This window comes from Bradyrhizobium sp. CCBAU 45321, assembly GCF_028128975.1.
GTDB lineage: Bacteria > Pseudomonadota > Alphaproteobacteria > Rhizobiales > Xanthobacteraceae > Bradyrhizobium > Bradyrhizobium yuanmingense.
The window spans coordinates 193,776-208,862 of the sequence record NZ_LFKZ01000122.1 but is presented as its reverse complement, the minus strand read 5'-3'; the positions used below and the strand labels follow the sequence as shown (position 1 = coordinate 208,862).

General features: G+C 65.7%; 15 protein-coding genes. 9 read left to right on the top strand and 6 right to left on the bottom strand.

Annotated elements, in window-relative coordinates; translation table 11 throughout:
- The first annotated feature begins 51 nt into the window (after positions 1-51).
- Genes ACM43_RS19085 through ACM43_RS19075 form a run of 3 tightly spaced genes read left to right on the top strand, consistent with a single transcriptional unit; the run spans position 52 to position 3,460 of the window.
- Positions 52-1,875, top strand: coding sequence for an ABC transporter permease (locus ACM43_RS19085; protein ID WP_271542104.1), 1,824 nt, complete (start codon positions 52-54; stop codon positions 1,873-1,875).
- Positions 1,875-2,723, top strand: coding sequence for an ABC transporter ATP-binding protein (locus ACM43_RS19080; RefSeq protein ID WP_198399649.1), 849 nt, complete (start codon positions 1,875-1,877; stop codon positions 2,721-2,723). Before ACM43_RS19085 ends, ACM43_RS19080 begins: the two co-directional genes overlap by 1 nt.
- Positions 2,720-3,460, top strand: a complete 741-nt coding sequence (locus ACM43_RS19075; protein ID WP_271542103.1) for an ABC transporter ATP-binding protein — start codon at positions 2,720-2,722, stop codon at positions 3,458-3,460. Before ACM43_RS19080 ends, ACM43_RS19075 begins: the two co-directional genes overlap by 4 nt.
- Before the next feature lie 144 nt (positions 3,461-3,604).
- Here ACM43_RS19075 and ACM43_RS19070 read toward each other — a convergent pair whose 3' ends face one another.
- Positions 3,605-5,119, bottom strand: a complete 1,515-nt coding sequence (locus ACM43_RS19070) for an ATP-binding protein (RefSeq protein WP_271542102.1) — start codon at positions 5,117-5,119, stop codon at positions 3,605-3,607.
- A gap of 118 nt (positions 5,120-5,237) precedes the next feature.
- Between ACM43_RS19070 and ACM43_RS19065 the strand changes: the two genes are divergently transcribed.
- Together ACM43_RS19065 and ACM43_RS19060 are read left to right on the top strand one after the other, a co-directional pair.
- A complete protein-coding gene (locus tag ACM43_RS19065) occupies positions 5,238-5,363 on the top strand; it encodes a hypothetical protein (protein WP_271542101.1) in 126 nt (41 codons plus the stop codon).
- Complete coding sequence (locus tag ACM43_RS19060; RefSeq protein ID WP_271542100.1) at positions 5,360-5,944, top strand: LysE family translocator; 585 nt, start codon at positions 5,360-5,362, stop codon at positions 5,942-5,944. Before ACM43_RS19065 ends, ACM43_RS19060 begins: the two co-directional genes overlap by 4 nt.
- Positions 5,945-5,971: 27 nt before the next feature.
- Here the strand turns inward: ACM43_RS19060 and ACM43_RS19055 are convergent, their stop codons facing one another.
- From ACM43_RS19055 to ACM43_RS19035, 5 genes are all read right to left on the bottom strand, one after another.
- Positions 5,972-7,036: a ketopantoate reductase family protein gene (locus ACM43_RS19055; RefSeq protein WP_036006955.1), complete on the bottom strand. Its 1,065-nt coding sequence runs from the start codon at positions 7,034-7,036 to the stop codon at positions 5,972-5,974.
- Positions 7,037-8,038: 1,002 nt separating this feature from the next.
- On the bottom strand, positions 8,039-8,674 hold the full coding sequence (locus ACM43_RS19050) for a MarR family winged helix-turn-helix transcriptional regulator (protein ID WP_157281942.1): 636 nt from the start codon (positions 8,672-8,674) through the stop codon (positions 8,039-8,041).
- Between the two features lie 810 nt (positions 8,675-9,484).
- The gene (gene fliI / locus ACM43_RS19045; protein WP_271542099.1) at positions 9,485-10,810 is read right to left on the bottom strand and encodes a flagellar protein export ATPase FliI; all 1,326 of its coding nucleotides are present in this window, start codon (positions 10,808-10,810) and stop codon (positions 9,485-9,487) included.
- 40 nt (positions 10,811-10,850) lie between these two features.
- Positions 10,851-11,579, bottom strand: a complete 729-nt coding sequence (flgF, locus tag ACM43_RS19040) for a flagellar basal-body rod protein FlgF (RefSeq protein WP_271542098.1) — start codon at positions 11,577-11,579, stop codon at positions 10,851-10,853.
- Positions 11,580-11,582: 3 nt separating this feature from the next.
- Entirely contained in the window at positions 11,583-12,371 is a 789-nt protein-coding gene (locus ACM43_RS19035) for a DUF1217 domain-containing protein (protein ID WP_271542097.1), read from the bottom strand.
- Between the two features lie 142 nt (positions 12,372-12,513).
- Here ACM43_RS19035 and motA point away from each other — a divergent pair, with 142 nt between their 5' ends.
- The 4 genes from motA to fliN all read left to right on the top strand — a co-directional run bounded on the left by motA (position 12,514) and on the right by fliN (position 15,085).
- On the top strand, positions 12,514-13,410 hold the full coding sequence (motA, locus tag ACM43_RS19030) for a flagellar motor stator protein MotA (RefSeq protein WP_271542096.1): 897 nt from the start codon (positions 12,514-12,516) through the stop codon (positions 13,408-13,410).
- Positions 13,407-14,348, top strand: a complete 942-nt coding sequence (locus tag ACM43_RS19025) for a flagellar motor switch protein FliM (protein WP_128263907.1) — start codon at positions 13,407-13,409, stop codon at positions 14,346-14,348. The genes motA and ACM43_RS19025 overlap by 4 nt, the downstream gene beginning before the upstream one ends.
- On the top strand, positions 14,329-14,634 hold the full coding sequence (locus ACM43_RS19020; RefSeq protein ID WP_157281931.1) for a hypothetical protein: 306 nt from the start codon (positions 14,329-14,331) through the stop codon (positions 14,632-14,634). Before ACM43_RS19025 ends, ACM43_RS19020 begins: the two co-directional genes overlap by 20 nt.
- 76 nt (positions 14,635-14,710) lie before the next feature.
- The gene (gene fliN, locus ACM43_RS19015) at positions 14,711-15,085 is read left to right on the top strand and encodes a flagellar motor switch protein FliN (protein WP_057030117.1); all 375 of its coding nucleotides are present in this window, start codon (positions 14,711-14,713) and stop codon (positions 15,083-15,085) included.
- Positions 15,086-15,087: the final 2 nt, after the last annotated feature.

Here is a 15,087-nt window from a genome sequence, read left to right as displayed (position 1 = left end):
GATGGCCGAAGCGATCGCTCCGGCCGCTTTCTCCCTGATTAGGAATGCTGCGTGTCCTCCTGGCTCGACCACACCATCAACGGGCTGATCGTCGGCAATGTCTACGCGCTCGTTGCAGTCGGGCTCGCGCTGATCTTCGGCGTCAGCCGGCTGATCAACTTCGCGCAAGGCTCGATCTATCTGGTCGGCGCCTATATCGGCTGGATCGCGGTGGTGCAGCTGCACACGCCGCTGCCTCTCACCATCATCGTGGTCGCCGTGGCCGCGGCGATCGTCGGTCTGATCATCGAGCGGTTCGGTCTGCGGCCGCTGCAGAACTCGGTGCGGATCGCGCCGCTGCTCGCGACCATCGGCATCAGCTTCGTGCTTGATCAATTGGTGATGCTGATCTTCTCGCCCAATCCGCGCGCGTTGCCGAGCCAGTTGCCCGATGTCCGCTTCCAGGTCGGTGGCGGGACGATCGGGCCGCTTGATCTGCTCATTGCCGGCGTCGGCCTCACCAGTGCGCTGCTGCTGTTCGTGTTCCTGCGCTACACCAAGCTCGGCTGGGCCGTGCGTGCCACCGCGCAGGACCGCGACGCCGCCATGCAGATGGGCGTCGACGTCAACCGGGTCAATCAAGCCGTGTTCGGTATCGCGGCGGCGCTGGGCGGCGTCTCCGGCATGCTGGTCGGCATGTACTACAACCAGATCGATACGGCGATGAGCCTTCAGGCGACGCTCAAGGGCGTCGTCGCGGAAGTCGTCGGCGGCGCCGGCAACGTGCCGGGCGCGGTGATCGGCAGCCTGCTGCTGGGCCTCGTCGAGAGCTACGGCGTCGCCGTGCTCGGCACCAGCTACCGCAATTTGTTCGCGTTCCTGCTGCTCGTCGTCGTGCTCGTGCTGCGGCCGAACGGCCTGTTCGTCAGCGCACGGCAGGCGCCGCCCGAGCCGCTCACCGGCACGTTCATCGCGCCGAGCCGCCCGGTGAATATTCCGCGCTGGGCGCTGTTGGCCGCCGTTGCCGGCTTTGCGATCCTGCCGCTGTTTCCGGTGTCCTTCTACGTGCTCCAGACCCTGATCAACGCCTGGCTGCTCGGCATGCTCGCGCTCAGCCTGACGCTGGTTGCGGGCACGATGGGGCAGGTCTCGCTCGGGCATGCTGCGCTGCTTGCGATCGGCGCCTACACCTCCGCATTGCTGTCGCTGACGCTGGCCGTTCCGGCCGGACTTGCCGTCATCGGTGGTGGCCTGATGAGCGCCGCGCTCGGCACGCTCCTGATCTCGCCGTCCTTCCGCCTGCGCGGGCATTACGTGTCGATCGCGACGCTCGCGATCGGCGAGATCGTGGCGCTGGTGATCCTGAACTGGGAGAGCGTGACGCGCGGCCCGATCGGCATCTCCGGCATTCCGCCGCTGGCTCTATTCGGCTATGACCTGATCAGCCCGACCTCGGTCTATTGGTTCAGCCTTGCGGTGATGGTCGTGCTGGCGCTGCTGCAGGGGCGGCTGCTCACCTCGCATCTCGGCCGCAGCTTTCGTGCCATCCGTGACGACGACATCGCCGCGCGCGCCTATGGCCTCAGCCTGAATCGCTACAAGTCGATCGCCTTCATCTTCGGCGGCTTCGCCGCCGGCGTCAGCGGCGGCATCGCCGCGCATCTTTATTCCTACATCAACCACGAGACCTTCAACACGCAGCAATCCATCCTGGCGCTGACCGTCGTGATCCTCGGCGGCCTCGGCAACGTCGTCGGCGCGATTGTCGGGTCGGTCGCGCTGGTCGGCCTGCCGGAGGTGTTCCGGATCGCGGCGGAGTATCGCATCCTGATCTACGGCATCGTTCTCTTGCTGCTGGTGCGGTTCAGGCCGCAGGGCCTGTTGGGAACGGTCTGATGGAGAAGCAGCTTCACGCCATGCTGTCCCTGCGCGGCCTGACGCGCCGTTTCGGCGGCCTCACCGCGGTCGATACGATCGACCTCGATCTCGCCAAGGGCGAACTGATCAGCATCATCGGCCCGAACGGCGCCGGCAAGACGACGCTGTTCAATCTCGTCACCGGGCTTGACCGGCCCGATGCCGGCACCGTCAGCTTCGAAGGGCAGGACATCACCGGCCTGTCCCCGGAGCGGCTCGCGGCCGAAGGCATCGCGCGCACCTTTCAGCTCGGCCGCGTGTTCGGCAATCTCAGCGTCATGGACAACGTCCTGATCGGCGCGCACACGCGACTGCGCGCGGTGAAGCCGGCCGTGCCGGTGATCGGTCCGCTGCTGGAATTGGGTCTGGCCCTGCTGCGTCCCTCGCGCGTCAGGGCCGAGGAGGAGCGGCTGCGTGAGGAGGTCAAAGCGATCCTCGCCCGTTTCGGCGAGCGGCTGCTGCCGCGCATCGACCAGCCCGCCTATAGCCTCTCCTATGCCAACCGCCGCCGCGTCGAGATCGCGCGTGCGCTCGCGCTGAAGCCGCGGCTGCTTCTGCTCGACGAGCCCACCGCCGGCATGAATCCGACCGAGACCGCGGAGATGCAGGGGCTCGTCGCCGAATTGAAAGCCGAAGGGCTGACCATCCTGCTGATCGAGCACAAGCTGGAGATGGTGATGCGCCTGTCCGACCGCGTCATCGTCATGGACGAGGGCAAGAAGATCGCGGAAGGGCCGGGCGAGCAGGTGCGAACCGATCCCAAGGTGATCGAGGCCTATCTCGGCCACGGGCTATCAGGGGCGGCGGAGCAGGAGAGCGCGGCATGACGAACTCTGCTCCCGAACCGCTGCTGGCTTTGTCTGATGTCAACACCTTCTACGGCCAGGCCCAGGTGCATTTCGACCTCTCGATCACGGTCGCGCGCGGCCACATCGTCTGCCTGCTCGGCGGCAATGCGAGCGGCAAGTCGACGACGATGAAGATCATCTTAGGCCTGGTGAAGCCCCGATCGGGCGAGGTGACGTTCGACGGCGCTTCGCTGATCGGGCTCACCACGCCGCAGATCGTCCGCCGCGGCATCGCCTCGGTGCCGGAGGCGCGGCGGCTGTTCGCCGACATGAGCGTGCGCGAGAACATCCTGATGGGCGCCTTCGTGCGCAACGACCGCGACGCCATAGCGCAGGATCTCGACAGGATGCTGACGCTGTTCCCGAAGCTCGGCCAGCGGCTGTCGCAGCGCGCCGGCTCGCTGTCCGGCGGCGAGCAGCAGATGGTGGCGATGGCGCGTGCGCTGATGAGCCGCCCGCGCATGATCGTGATGGACGAGCCGACCATGGGCCTGTCGCCGCTTTATGTCGATCGCGTGCTGGAGCTGATCCGCAGCATCAACCAGGCGGGCGTCTCGGTGTTCATGGTCGAGCAGAACGCCAGCCTCGCGCTCGAGATCGCGCACGAGGCCTATGTGCTGCAGACCGGCAAGATCGTGCTGTCTGGCCCCGCGCGCGCACTGAAGGACGACCCCCGCATCCGCGACGCCTATCTCGGCGGCTCCGAGGCGGCCTGACGGTCCCAACCTCTCCCGCTTGCGGGAGAGGTCGCGCCGAAGGCGCGGGTGAGGGCTCTTGGGGGCTGTCCCTTTGCGGAGAGACCCTCTCCCCAACCTTCTCCCGCAAGCGGGAGAGGGAGCGCATCTCATTCGTAGTACCAATCAAGCCGACGCCGCGCTCGCGACCTGCTCCGCTGGCTGATCATCTCCGTTGGGATCGCCCGGCGCGGTCGCCCAGGCGAGCTCCACCAGCGTCACGATCCGGCGGCCGCCGCCGTCGAGCTGGACGACGATCAGGCCCTGCTCCTCCATGTAGCCGAGCAGGCGCTGTGCGCGGCGCAGCGAGTGCGAGCCGTAGGCGCGGGCGATTGCGGCATCGCCGGGGCAGGGCCAGCCTTCCTTCGCCGCGCGCGCGATCATCATGAACACGCCCTGCATGTCATCGGGCAGGATCGAGGCGCGCAGCGCCACGTCCTGCCAGGCGTCGTCGTCAGTCAGATCTGTCCCGAGCCCGGCGCGCGCATGCGTCAGCATGCGCCGGAATTCGTTGAGATCGGGCACCGCCGCCCCTAAGCCCTCGATGCGGCAGCGGACCACGAACTCCTGATAGAGCACGCCGATGGCGCGGAAGCCGGCATCGGGCTCGGCCATCACGGCACGCAGCGTGCGATCCACGCGCTCGCGCCGCTCGGCGAGCTCTTCGGCACTGACGGGAGCCTCGACCGCCTCTAGCCGAATCTCCGGCACCGCGGCGGCCTTCGCCGCGCGAAGCTGCTCGAGCAGATCCGGTGCCGGCCGTCGCTGCGGCCGGCTGGCATCGGGCGGCGGTGCGGCGAGGATAACCGCGCGGGCATCTTCAAGCGTAGCCTCCGGCAGCGGCATCAGCCGCGGCGTCGAATTGCGCGGGCTGGTCTCGGTCGGGCCGATGTTGAGGCGCAGCGGCCGGCGCGACAGCGCAGGCCCCAGCGCCATGAACTGGCCGCGCTCGAGATCGCGGAAGGCTTCCGCCTGCCGCCGCTCCATGCCGAGCAGGTCGGCGGCGCGCGCCATGTCGATGTCGAGGAAGGTCCGCCCCATCAGGAAGTTCGAGGCTTCCGCCGCGACGTTCTTGGCGAGCTTGGCCAGGCGCTGGGTCGCGATGATGCCGGCAAGCCCGCGCTTGCGGCCGCGGCACATCAGATTGGTCATGGCGCCGAGCGAGAGCTTGCGTGCTTCGTCCGAGACTTCGCCCGCCACCGCCGGCGCAAACAGCTGCGCTTCGTCGACGACGACGAGCATCGGGTACCAATGATCGCGGTCGACGTCGAACATCCCGCCAAGGAACGCAGCCGCGCGCCGCATCTGGTTCTCGGCGTCAAGACCTTCGAGATTGAGCACGGTGGAGACGCGATGCAGCCGTGCGCGCTCGCCCGCGACCTGGAGGCCGCGCTCGGTGTGATCCTCGGCCTCGATCACCAGATGGCCGAAGCGCTCGGCCAGCGTGACGAAGTCGCCCTCGGGATCGATGATAGCCTGCTGCACCCAGGGCGCGCTCTGCTCCAGCAGCCGCCGCAAGAGATGCGACTTGCCGGAGCCCGAATTGCCCTGCACCAGGAGACGGGTCGCCAGCAGTTCCTCGAGGTCCATGGCGGCCGCGGCGCCTGCCGTGGTCTGCCCCATCTCGATCGCAACCGTCATGTCCCCGACTCAAAGTCCGTCATTCGCGGACAGCGGCTTATCAATCCAGCCGCGGCGCGTCGAGCGCTCCAGCGCGAATCAGGCGGTGTTGCCCACGCCAAAACCGGAAAGCTCCGCCGTGCGCGGCAGGAACCCGGTGCCGAACGGCGCCGGCTCGGGGAAGATGGTGCAGACCGCCATCGCTCGGCCCGAAATGACGCAGATCAAGATCGACCGGCCCGAGACCTGCTATCCGGCCGTATGACCTTTATGACCTTCTTCACGGCGACCTATTTCCTGCTGGCGGTGCCGGGGCGGACCAACACCCTGCTGGCGACATCGGGGGCCGGAGCGGGCATCTCGCGCTCCCTTCATCTGCTCGCGGCGGAACTGTGCGGCTATCTGCTGGCGATCGCGGTGCTGCGGCTGGCGCTCGGTCCGGTCATCAGCGACATCCCGATTGCGGCGCTGCTGCTCCGCGTCGCCGTGACCATCTACATCCTGTGCCTTGCGGTCATGCTCTGGCGCGTCAACACGCGCGAGCTGCGCGGCGGCGCTGCGGTGACGTTCGGTCAGGTGCTGCTGACGACGCTGCTCAACCCGAAAGCACTGGTCTTCGCGTTCCTGCTGCTGCCGCTCGGGGCCGGACCGCTCGAACTGCTGCCGTGGCTCGGCGTGATCGCGCTTCAGATTCTCACCGCCGGCGCGGCGTGGATCATTCTCGGCGCAACGCTCGGACGTGGCGCCCGTCGCCTCGGGCGCCCTGACCTCGTCACGCGCACCGGCGCGGTCACGCTGGTCGCGGTGACCGGGCTGATCTGGCTGCAATCCTTCCTGGTTGCCTGAGCGCCGGCGTTGCCGGGGCGCGCCGCGCTACTGCGCGCCGGAGCCGCCCTGCACGATCTTCTCGTTCAGCTTCTGGTCCACGGTGTCGACGGTGCGGTCGATCTCGGCGTTGGGTACGCCGAGCTGATGCGAGATCAGCTTCACGAGCAGGTCGACACGCTCGATGAAGGGGGCGCCGCTCGCGACCGCGCGCGCGGCCGATGATGGCTTGAGCAGGCTCTCCGCGGCCTTGGCGTATTTCGCGAACGGCACCTGGTCCTGCGGATCGGCGCCGAGGCGGCGGGCGATCGCATCGACATGGTCGTAGATCGTCTGCGAACGATTGAGATCGCCGTGCACGGCGTCGCGGATCGACTGCGGCTCGTTCGGCGTGATGCAGCGGTAATTGCCGGTCAGCAGCATCGACCATTTCGCCAGCGGCACGAACAGGGAATCGAACACTTTCAGCTTCACCGGCACGTCGTGGCCGTCGAGCGTCACCGCGTCGATGTCGGCCTCCAGCTCGCGCAGCAGCTTGTTGTGCTTCTCGTCGGCGAAGACCGACGCCTTGAAGTTGGTGGGCAGGCCGACATGCAGCACGTTGGCCGCCTCTTCCGGCGGCCGGAAGGCCTGCGGGTCGGGCGAGCACAGCGTCACCAGCCCGGGCTCAAACCGCTCCCACACCTGCGCATTGGTGTAGGCCTCCTCGAGATCCATGTCGGCGAGTGCCGGAATCCGCTTCAGATAGGGCAGGGGCGGCATGTTCATGATCGACAGGCACGGCAGCTTCGCCGCGGCAATCTTGACCATGAGGACGCGCACCGTGTGGTTGGTGTATTGCGGCTCCTGCATCGCGAGGCCAACCAGATCGTAGCGGGAGAGGTCGACATTGGCCGGCGTCACCGCGTCGAGCTTGCCCGGGAGGTTGCGGGAGAAGATCGCCCGGTGCACCGCCTCGTCGCGTAGCTTAATGCGCACCTCGGTACCGTCGCGGTTGATCAGCTCCGCGGTCTTGGCGCGGCAGACCAGGGTCACGTTGTGCCCGGCCATCAGCAGCTTCGTGCCTAGCAGGGAGCCGTAAGAAGCCCCAAGAATCAATATGTTGCGCGCCATGCTCCGTCCCCTTGGCAATTTGCATGATTTTTCAGCCCCGGCCGTTCCGCGGGGCCGGTTGGAGGGCATGTAAAGCGAAGCGCAAGGGGATGGCAACTGGGATAATGCATACAAGGCTGCATCTGGTCCCCGCGGGTTCGAGGGCTAGCCTGGCGGGCCTGGTTCGACCTCGTGTCAACCCAGCGAAGCAAAGATATTCTTTTTTACCGAAATTCGGAAATAGCGTATGTGTCGCCTATCCCGGCTCAATCTCGAGGGGCGATCATGAGGTCGTCATTGTCGCGAGCCGGGCTTGCGGTGGACGCGGCAGCGTCGGCATGAAAGGTGCGGGCAGGGCGGGTAGTCCCTGTGAGCTCGTAACCGCGTGCGGACGAGCGGCGCTGCTAGGTTTCGTCTCGTCTGTAAGTTTCCGGCTCTGTCGACGGAGCTGGGAAAACTGCGGCGAAATGGCGGGCCGTGCGTACGGCAAAACCGTGTGGTCCTGGCCGTCGTTGCTACGGCCAAGCTCTCGCGAATGCGGCATTGGCGTCAACCGGCGCGGTGCCGGTGACTTTTGCGAGGGTGAGGGAGGCCAGAGGGAACTCGGCTCCCGGGAGAGCACGGCATAAGCAGTCCGACCATCGCGCAGGGAAGGCCGAGTGATTGGCACCACCTGTATGCTGCTGTGCGGTTTTCTGCGTGTGCGTTTTGCGCAGCAGACCGCGGGTGCGAGGTCAGCACCCGGTCTTCCCTGCGCCCTCTTGCCGATGAGGGCGGCGAGACGAAGCAAAGCTCGGGCGAAATCAGCCGCGAGGATGCGAAGGCGTGTCTGCAGGCTGACACGAGGGTTGGTGAATGACCATGCGACCTCATATTCCGTCATTGCGAGCGAAGCGAAGCAATCCAGAATCCCACCGCGGAGAGACTCTGGATTGCTTCGCGGAGCCTGTCATCGGGCCGCGCTTCGCGCGGACCCGTTGGCTCGCAACGACGATATTGATGGAGCGCCGCTTCTTGGCAGCCTCAGCCCTGGCTCGCCATGCGGTCGCGGTCGAGATGCTGCTCGATCTTGGGGCGGTCACGGGTGCGCTCGAAGCTGGTGCAAAGCAGCTCGGTCTCCTCGAGCGAGATCGGAGCACGATAGAGCCGGCACATGAATTCGGCGTTTCCGCGTCCCTTGGAGGTAGCCGGGCCGCGCTCTGCGAGAAACATGCAGTCCCGGCAGATGCTCGCTTCGAGCCGCTGATGGGCTGCATCGAGGTGATTGAGGATCTCGCGGAGAGAGTCGCGCAGCCTGATGCACTCCTCGGTCCCGAGCGACGTCACCGCGTTGACTACGTGATTGATCGGGTCGTGCTGGTTCAGGCACTTCTCACCCTGGGACGTGACGTGGAGGACGACGGAACGCTTGTCCTCATGCGACGGCTTTCGCACCAGGAACGACTTGCTCTCCAGAGTCTTCACGATCTGCGACGCCGTCGCGCGTGTGGCGCCGATGAAGCCGGCCAGTGCGGACGGCGTGCGCGAAAACCTGTTGGCGCGCCCGAGAAAGCGCAGCGCCATCCATTCCCGATCGCGCAATCCATGCTGATTGCCCTCGAAATACCAAGCCCGCGCCGCCTGAACCAGCAGCTCGACGGCTTCCCGCGCCAATGGCATGAATCTACCTCGTCCCCGGAACTTCGTCTGCGGCGTCCCGAAGCCGCTTTGCGCCCTGAGTGTCAGACGAGCATGCCCTGTCGAACTCTCGCACAATGGCGCGGATCGCACCGCGCCCGACCTCGGCCGATGAGCGTCGCATCGTCCGCAGCGAGAAGCCGTATCGCTGATGACATGCCAACAGCGTGGTCGTCGCGCGGGAGCTCGGGTTGCCGTCGCCGGCAAACCGTGGAACGGAGTAGCTCAACCGAAGCCCCCAAAGTTCAAGTCACAAGCAGACGTTTCTTATACTCAACCAAAACGATGGATGAGCTTCTCAACAAAATCAAGTAGAGACCCTCTCACAGGCTGGATGTCGTCGCAGGCGAATGTAACGTTCAAGGGCAATCTCGTTGTTCGGGACACATGATGGTGAACGCAATACATGGCGCGGCGAGTAATATGCACTCGATATTGTGAGAGTTTGATTGCACGCGCGTTGTTGTCTTGCGTTGATGCAAACTGATCGAAGCTTGTGCATCACGATGACGTTTGGCGGCACGTCATCCACAACTTGTGCGTTCTGCCGCGGAATCGTCGAGGGAACTCATTGGAATTGCACGCGGCGGTTGTTCCCGTCGTGCTTGCAGAATAGACTCTTCGATCGCTTGCACAGCGCTTGCCAGCTCGTGCACACCCGAACGGCGAATTCGCTCACGACGAAGATCGGTGTGCCTGTGTGCACGCGCATGCGCTGGAAGCGTAGCGACATGCGCAATCTCTTGTCGAAAACCACGGGCAGGGCGGACGGCGCCTCACCCTCTCCACCCGTCAGTCGCCCTTGAGCATGTCCCGAAGCTCGCGGAACGGATCGGCGCTCGGCGGAGCCGACGCGCCCTGTCGCATCGCGTTGTAGATTCGCGGAACCATCTCGACCGCCTGGTCGAGGCCCGAATCACGTCCCGGCTGATAGCCGCCCATCAGGCGAAGGTCGCGCGTGTCCTCGTATTTCGCGATCATGGCGCGCAGCTTGCTCACCAATTCGCGCTCCTCGGGGTCCCAGACGTTGTGGGCGAGGCGGGAGACCGAGGCCAGAACGTCGACGGCCGGATAGCGCGCCTGGTCGGCGATGTGCCTTGAGAGCACGATGTGCCCATCGAGCGTGCCGCGGATGGTGTCGGCGATCGGCTCGTTGTGATCGTCGCCATCGACCAGCACGGAGAAGATCCCGGTGATGGTGCCGGATCCCTCCTCGCCCGGACCGGCGCGCTCGAGCAGGCGCGGCAGATCGGTGAAGACGGTCGGCGCGTAGCCGCGCGCCACCGCGGGCTCGCCGGCGGCGAGCGCGACCTCGCGGGCGGCGTGGGCAAAACGGGTGATCGAATCCACCATCAGCAGGACCGATTCGCCGCGGTCGCGGAAATATTCGGCCACCGCCATCGCCGTCTTCGGCGCCAGTCGCCGCATCATCGGGCTTTCGTCCCCCGTCGAGACGATTGTGACAGCGCGATGACGGTCGTTGCCCAGCACGTCCTCGATGAACTCGCGCACCTCGCGGCCGCGCTCACCGACCAGGGCCAGCACGACGGTGTCGAAGCCCTGGCTGCGGGCGAGCATCGCGAGCAGCGTCGATTTACCGACGCCCGATCCGGCAAAGATGCCGACGCGCTGGCCGGCGCAGACCGGCGCGAACAGGTCGATGACGCGTACGCCGGTGCGCAGCGGCTTGTGCACGCGCGCACGCTTCATGGCCGACGGCGCCTCCGCCTCCGCCGAGACCGCCTGCGACCCTTGCGTGAGCGGCCCCTGTCCGTCCAGCGGCGCGCCGAGGGCGTTGATGACGCGGCCCTTCCAGCTCGGATCGGGCGCAAAGGACAGCGGCGGCATGCGGGAGGCGACCGAGCCGAGCCCGCCCGCGAACTGCCGGTCGAACGGCTTGGCGATGATGCCGTCGCTGTCGATCCGCACCACCTCGCCGATCTGGCGCTTACCGCCGCAATGGACGCCGATGAGCTCGCCGAGCCTGACGAAGCGCGACAGGCCGGAGACGCGAAAATGCGTCGGCGCGATCTCGGAGATCGCGCCACTGACGCTTGCCAGGGGAGTGCTCTGCTGAAGCTCCAGCAGCGCCCACTCGAGTTGCCGAAGAGCGTTCAAGGAAACCGTCCAACCTCATCCTGCGCGCTTGGCGCGCAATCTACTTGCCGGGTTCGCCGAGGGTCCGGATCGCGTTCTGCAGCGAGCTCTCGGTGCCCTCGATCATCGAGTTGGTGCCGTCGAAGGCGCGCGAGGCCGAGATCAGCCGCGTCAGTTCGAGCATCGGATTGGCGCCGGAGCCTTCGACATATCCCTGCTTGAAGCCGTCCCGGGAGAAGTCCGCGATGGCAGTCGCTGGCCGGTCGGGCGTCACGCCTGAATTGCCGTAGCGTTCGAGATTGGCGTCGGCCGGAATGCTGAACAGGCCGATGGTGCCGATCTCGTTGTTGTCCTGGATGATCGCGCCGCTGCGCGCGATCGAGATCGGTCCGCCGTTCGGGTCGAGCGTGATCTGCGCGCCGCCGGAATCGACGATCGGAAAGCCGCTCACGGTCTGAAGATCGCCGTTGGAGGCGATCTGGAGCCGGCCGTCGCGCGTGTAGACCGTGCCGTTCGGACCGGCGAAGGCGATCCAGCCCTGGCCGACCACGGCGACGTCGAGCGGGTTGCCGCTCTCGGTGATGTTGCCCATCTCTCGCGAGATGATGTTGTCGCCGGGCGAGGAGAACGCCACCGGCGTCGGACCCGCCTTGGACAGCACGGTCTCGAACTTCACCACGTCGGTGCGGAAGGCGGCCGTGTTGACGTTGGCGACGTTGTTGGCGATCGTCTGGAGGCGCTTTTCGAGGGCGACCTGCGCCGACAATCCCACATAGAGAGCCGATTGCATGACTTACCTGTTGAACCTGATGTTCTGAAGCGTCGTGAGCACGTTGGTATCCATGCTGACCGACGTCGCGGCGCCGGCGATCAGGACCAGCGCGGGATTGGTCGAGCTGTCGTTCCGGGCCTGGGTCGCATCCCACATCGCCGCAAAGCGCTGCACGAACTTGGTCACCTTGGCCGGATCCTGGAAGTCGGTGAGCTTGATCTTGTCCGCGATCATTTTGGCCTGGGCGTCGATGTTCGCCGCGCTGATCGTCGACGGCAGGCCGAGCGCGGTCTGCACCACCTGCGTCAGCGCCTTGTCGGCCAGGATCTGGTAGGCGGTCGTGATCGTGGAAGCCTTGCGGGTGAAATACAGCGCCAAACGCAGGCCTTCGTTCTGATCGCCGGCCTTCTCCTCCATCGTCTGCGTGACGTACTGGGTCGCGGTGCCGGTCGTGGCCGCGGCGCTCTGGGTCGCCTTGTCGCCGAGCGCGGCGAAATTGAAGGCGGTCGCGAATTGCCGGTAGCGGGTGTCGGTCAGCTTGTTGGCGAAGGCGTCCTTGCTCGCGACACCCTCGGTCAGCACCTTGCGCATGAACGCCTTGGCGTAGGTCATGTCGCTGAGGCCATAGGCCTTCATCGCATAGGAATAGAGACGATAGTCCTTCAGGAAATCGTCGATGGTCTTCACTTTGCCGATATGGCTGAGGAAGTAGTCGGTCTCGCGGCTGACATCCGGCTGCTTCGCGACCTGCGTCAGCGACTTGCCCATGTCCTTGGTCAGCCTGGTGTAGTCCGCGATGGTGGATAGCATGACACGCGCCCCTCTGGCCGCCGGTGCGACTCCGCTTCAAGCTGCCGGCAATTGCTTGCGCGGGGCTGGCGACCTCGAAGCCAGCTTCGCGCAAGCGTCGCCGACTAGGTATTCCAGGTGGGATCGGCGATGGAGCGGCGCGTTGGGCAGTTTCGTGGGGATTTTCATCACGGTAGCGGCGCTGCTCGGCGGCTTTGCCGCCATGGGCGGGCATCTGGCCGTGCTCATGCAGCCGTGGGAGTTCGTGATCATCATGGGAACCGCGGTCGGCACCTTCATCGTGGCCAATCCATGGAAGACGGTGGTGGACACGGGCGTCGCCTGCATGCAGGCCATCACCGGCGCGGTGCCCGGCCAGCGCTACTACCTTGACCTGCTCGGCGCGCTCCACGCTCTGATGCGCGAGCTGCGTGGTAAGGGGCGCAACGAAGTCGAGGCGCATATCGACGATCCAGCCTCCTCCGAAATCTTCAAGGCGTTCCCCAGCGTGCTCGGAGATCCCTCGCTGCTCCAGTTCATCTGCGATTATGTCCGCCTCATCATCATGGGCAATGCGCGCACGCACGAGATCGAGGCGCTGATGGACGAGGAGATCCATACCATCGTGAAAGGCAAGCTGGCGCCCTATCATGCACTGGTGACGGTCTCCGAGGCGCTGCCGGCGCTCGGCATCGTCGCCGCCGTGCTCGGCGTCATCAAGGCGATGGGCGCGCTCGACCAGTCTCCGAAGCTATTGGGCGGCTTTATCGGTGCAGCCCTGGTAGGCACCTTCGCGGGCATCTTCCTGTCCTATGGCGTGCTTTCGCCCTTCGCGATCAAGATCAAGATGACGCGCGAGAAGAAGTGTCGGCCCTACATCATCGTCAAGCAGACGCTGCTGGCATTCATGAACGGTGCCATGCCGCAGATCGCCGTCGAGCACGGCCGCAAGATGATCTCCAGCAGCGAGCGTCCCTCGATCGACGTCGTCGAGAACGAGACGATCGCAGGTCCCAAGGCCGTCGTTGCCGACGCTGAACCCAAGGCGGCGCGCGCATGATGATGGAAGACGCCGAGGTCGACCAGCGCAAGCAGCTGCCGAACTACCTGCTGGACGCTGCCGGCATATCGATCGAGCGTATGCCGATGCTCAATGTGATCTTCGATCGCATGGCGGCATCGTGCACCGACAGCCTGCAGCCGATGGCCGGAACGCCCTGCTATTTCTCGGTCAACGGCATCACCAACGACCGTGTCGGCGATATCATCAAGGACTACGAGGCCAACGCGGTCGCGGCGGTGCTCTATGCCGAGCAGTGGGACTCCCGCGTCATCATCATGCTGGACCGTGACTTCGTGTTCACGATGGTCGAAGCGATGTTCGGATCCGACGGCGCCGAGCCGCCGCTCGACGTCGAGCGCGCGTTCTCCAACATCGAGCTCCGCCTGGTCCAGGCGCTGTTCGAACGGTTCGCCAAGGCGCTGCAGTCCGCCTTCGCCGGCACGTCGAACGTGACCTTCCGCGTCGAGCGGGTCGAGACTGCGATGGCCTCGCTCGCGATCGGGCGGAGCGGCAACATGTCGATCTGCGCGAACATCATGCTGCAAGCGCTCTACCGCGGCGGCCAGATGTTCCTCATCATTCCGCACTCCGCGCTCAATCCGCTGCGCCAGAAGCTCGCTCACGTGGTCGTCAGCGACGGTCGCGCCGCCGACCCACGCTGGCGCGAGCAGATGGAAAGCGAGGTGCAGCGGACCGAGGTGACGCTCAGCGCCGTGCTCGACGAGAAGATGGTGACGCTCGGCGACGTCGTGAAGTTCGAGGTCGGGCAGGTGCTCGAGCTCGAGGCCACGCCGCGCACGCTGGCCCGTCTCGAAAGCAATAATCAGGTGTTGTTCTGGTGTCAGATCGGCCAGCTCGACGGCTATTACGCCATGCAGGTGGCAGATCCCGTCGATCAGAAGCGGGAGTTCGTCGATGATATCCTATCTCGTTGATATCGTGCTGCTGGCTGCGCTCGCCTTCACCAGCATGCGGGTGACGAGGATGCACCGCGAGCTGGCGCGGCTGCGCAGCTATCAGGGCGAATTCTCCACCATCATGCACGAGACCGCGGGTGCCTTCGACACGGTCATCACCGCGGCGCACGATTCAACCGCGAATCTCGGACGCCTCGCCAACGTGCTGAGCGCGAAGATCGACCAGGCCCACGAGGCGATCGCGGCGCTCGATGCGCGCAGCGGGCTCGCACCCGCGGCGACCGCCGAGCTGAACAAGCACTGAAAGCCGGCACCGGCAGAACAATACGGCCGGAACGCCGCGGCGCTCCGGCAGCGGAAGTACCAAGAGGCGATACCAAATGGCGCAATCCTTCGACTATGAGCCTGCATCTGCATCGACCGAGGCCGAGACCTCTCCGCTGGAACGCCTGGCCGAGATCGCCCAGCGCACCGCCGAGGAGACTGGCAAGTTCGCCAACGTCGACGCTATCTTGCGCATTCCCGTCACCATGCAGGTGGTGCTGGGATCGGCGACCATTCCGGTGGCGAATCTGATGAAGCTCGGACGCGGCGCGGTGGTTCCGCTCGATCACCGGGTCGGCGAACCCGTCGACGTCGTCGTCAACGGCCGCATCGTCGCCCGTGGCGAGGTGGTCGTCGTCGAAGAGGACAATTCCCGCTTCGGCGTCTCGCTGACGGAGATCGTGGGGCCGCTGGGGCAGGGTGATACCTGACC

Coding starts and splice junctions, on each gene's coding strand:
- ACM43_RS19080 (WP_198399649.1), top strand. CDS start 1,875: ATGGAGAAGCAGCTTCACGCCATGCTGTCCCTGCGCGGCCTGACGCGC.
- ACM43_RS19075 (WP_271542103.1), top strand. CDS start 2,720: ATGACGAACTCTGCTCCCGAACCGCTGCTGGCTTTGTCTGATGTCAAC.
- ACM43_RS19070 (WP_271542102.1), bottom strand. CDS start 5,119: ATGACGGTTGCGATCGAGATGGGGCAGACCACGGCAGGCGCCGCGGCC.
- ACM43_RS19060 (WP_271542100.1), top strand. CDS start 5,360: ATGACCTTTATGACCTTCTTCACGGCGACCTATTTCCTGCTGGCGGTG.
- ACM43_RS19055 (WP_036006955.1), bottom strand. CDS start 7,036: ATGGCGCGCAACATATTGATTCTTGGGGCTTCTTACGGCTCCCTGCTA.
- ACM43_RS19050 (WP_157281942.1), bottom strand. CDS start 8,674: ATGCCATTGGCGCGGGAAGCCGTCGAGCTGCTGGTTCAGGCGGCGCGG.
- flgF (WP_271542098.1), bottom strand. CDS start 11,579: ATGCAATCGGCTCTCTATGTGGGATTGTCGGCGCAGGTCGCCCTCGAA.
- ACM43_RS19035 (WP_271542097.1), bottom strand. CDS start 12,371: ATGCTATCCACCATCGCGGACTACACCAGGCTGACCAAGGACATGGGC.
- ACM43_RS19025 (WP_128263907.1), top strand. CDS start 13,407: ATGATGATGGAAGACGCCGAGGTCGACCAGCGCAAGCAGCTGCCGAAC.
- ACM43_RS19020 (WP_157281931.1), top strand. CDS start 14,329: ATGATATCCTATCTCGTTGATATCGTGCTGCTGGCTGCGCTCGCCTTC.
- fliN (WP_057030117.1), top strand. CDS start 14,711: ATGGCGCAATCCTTCGACTATGAGCCTGCATCTGCATCGACCGAGGCC.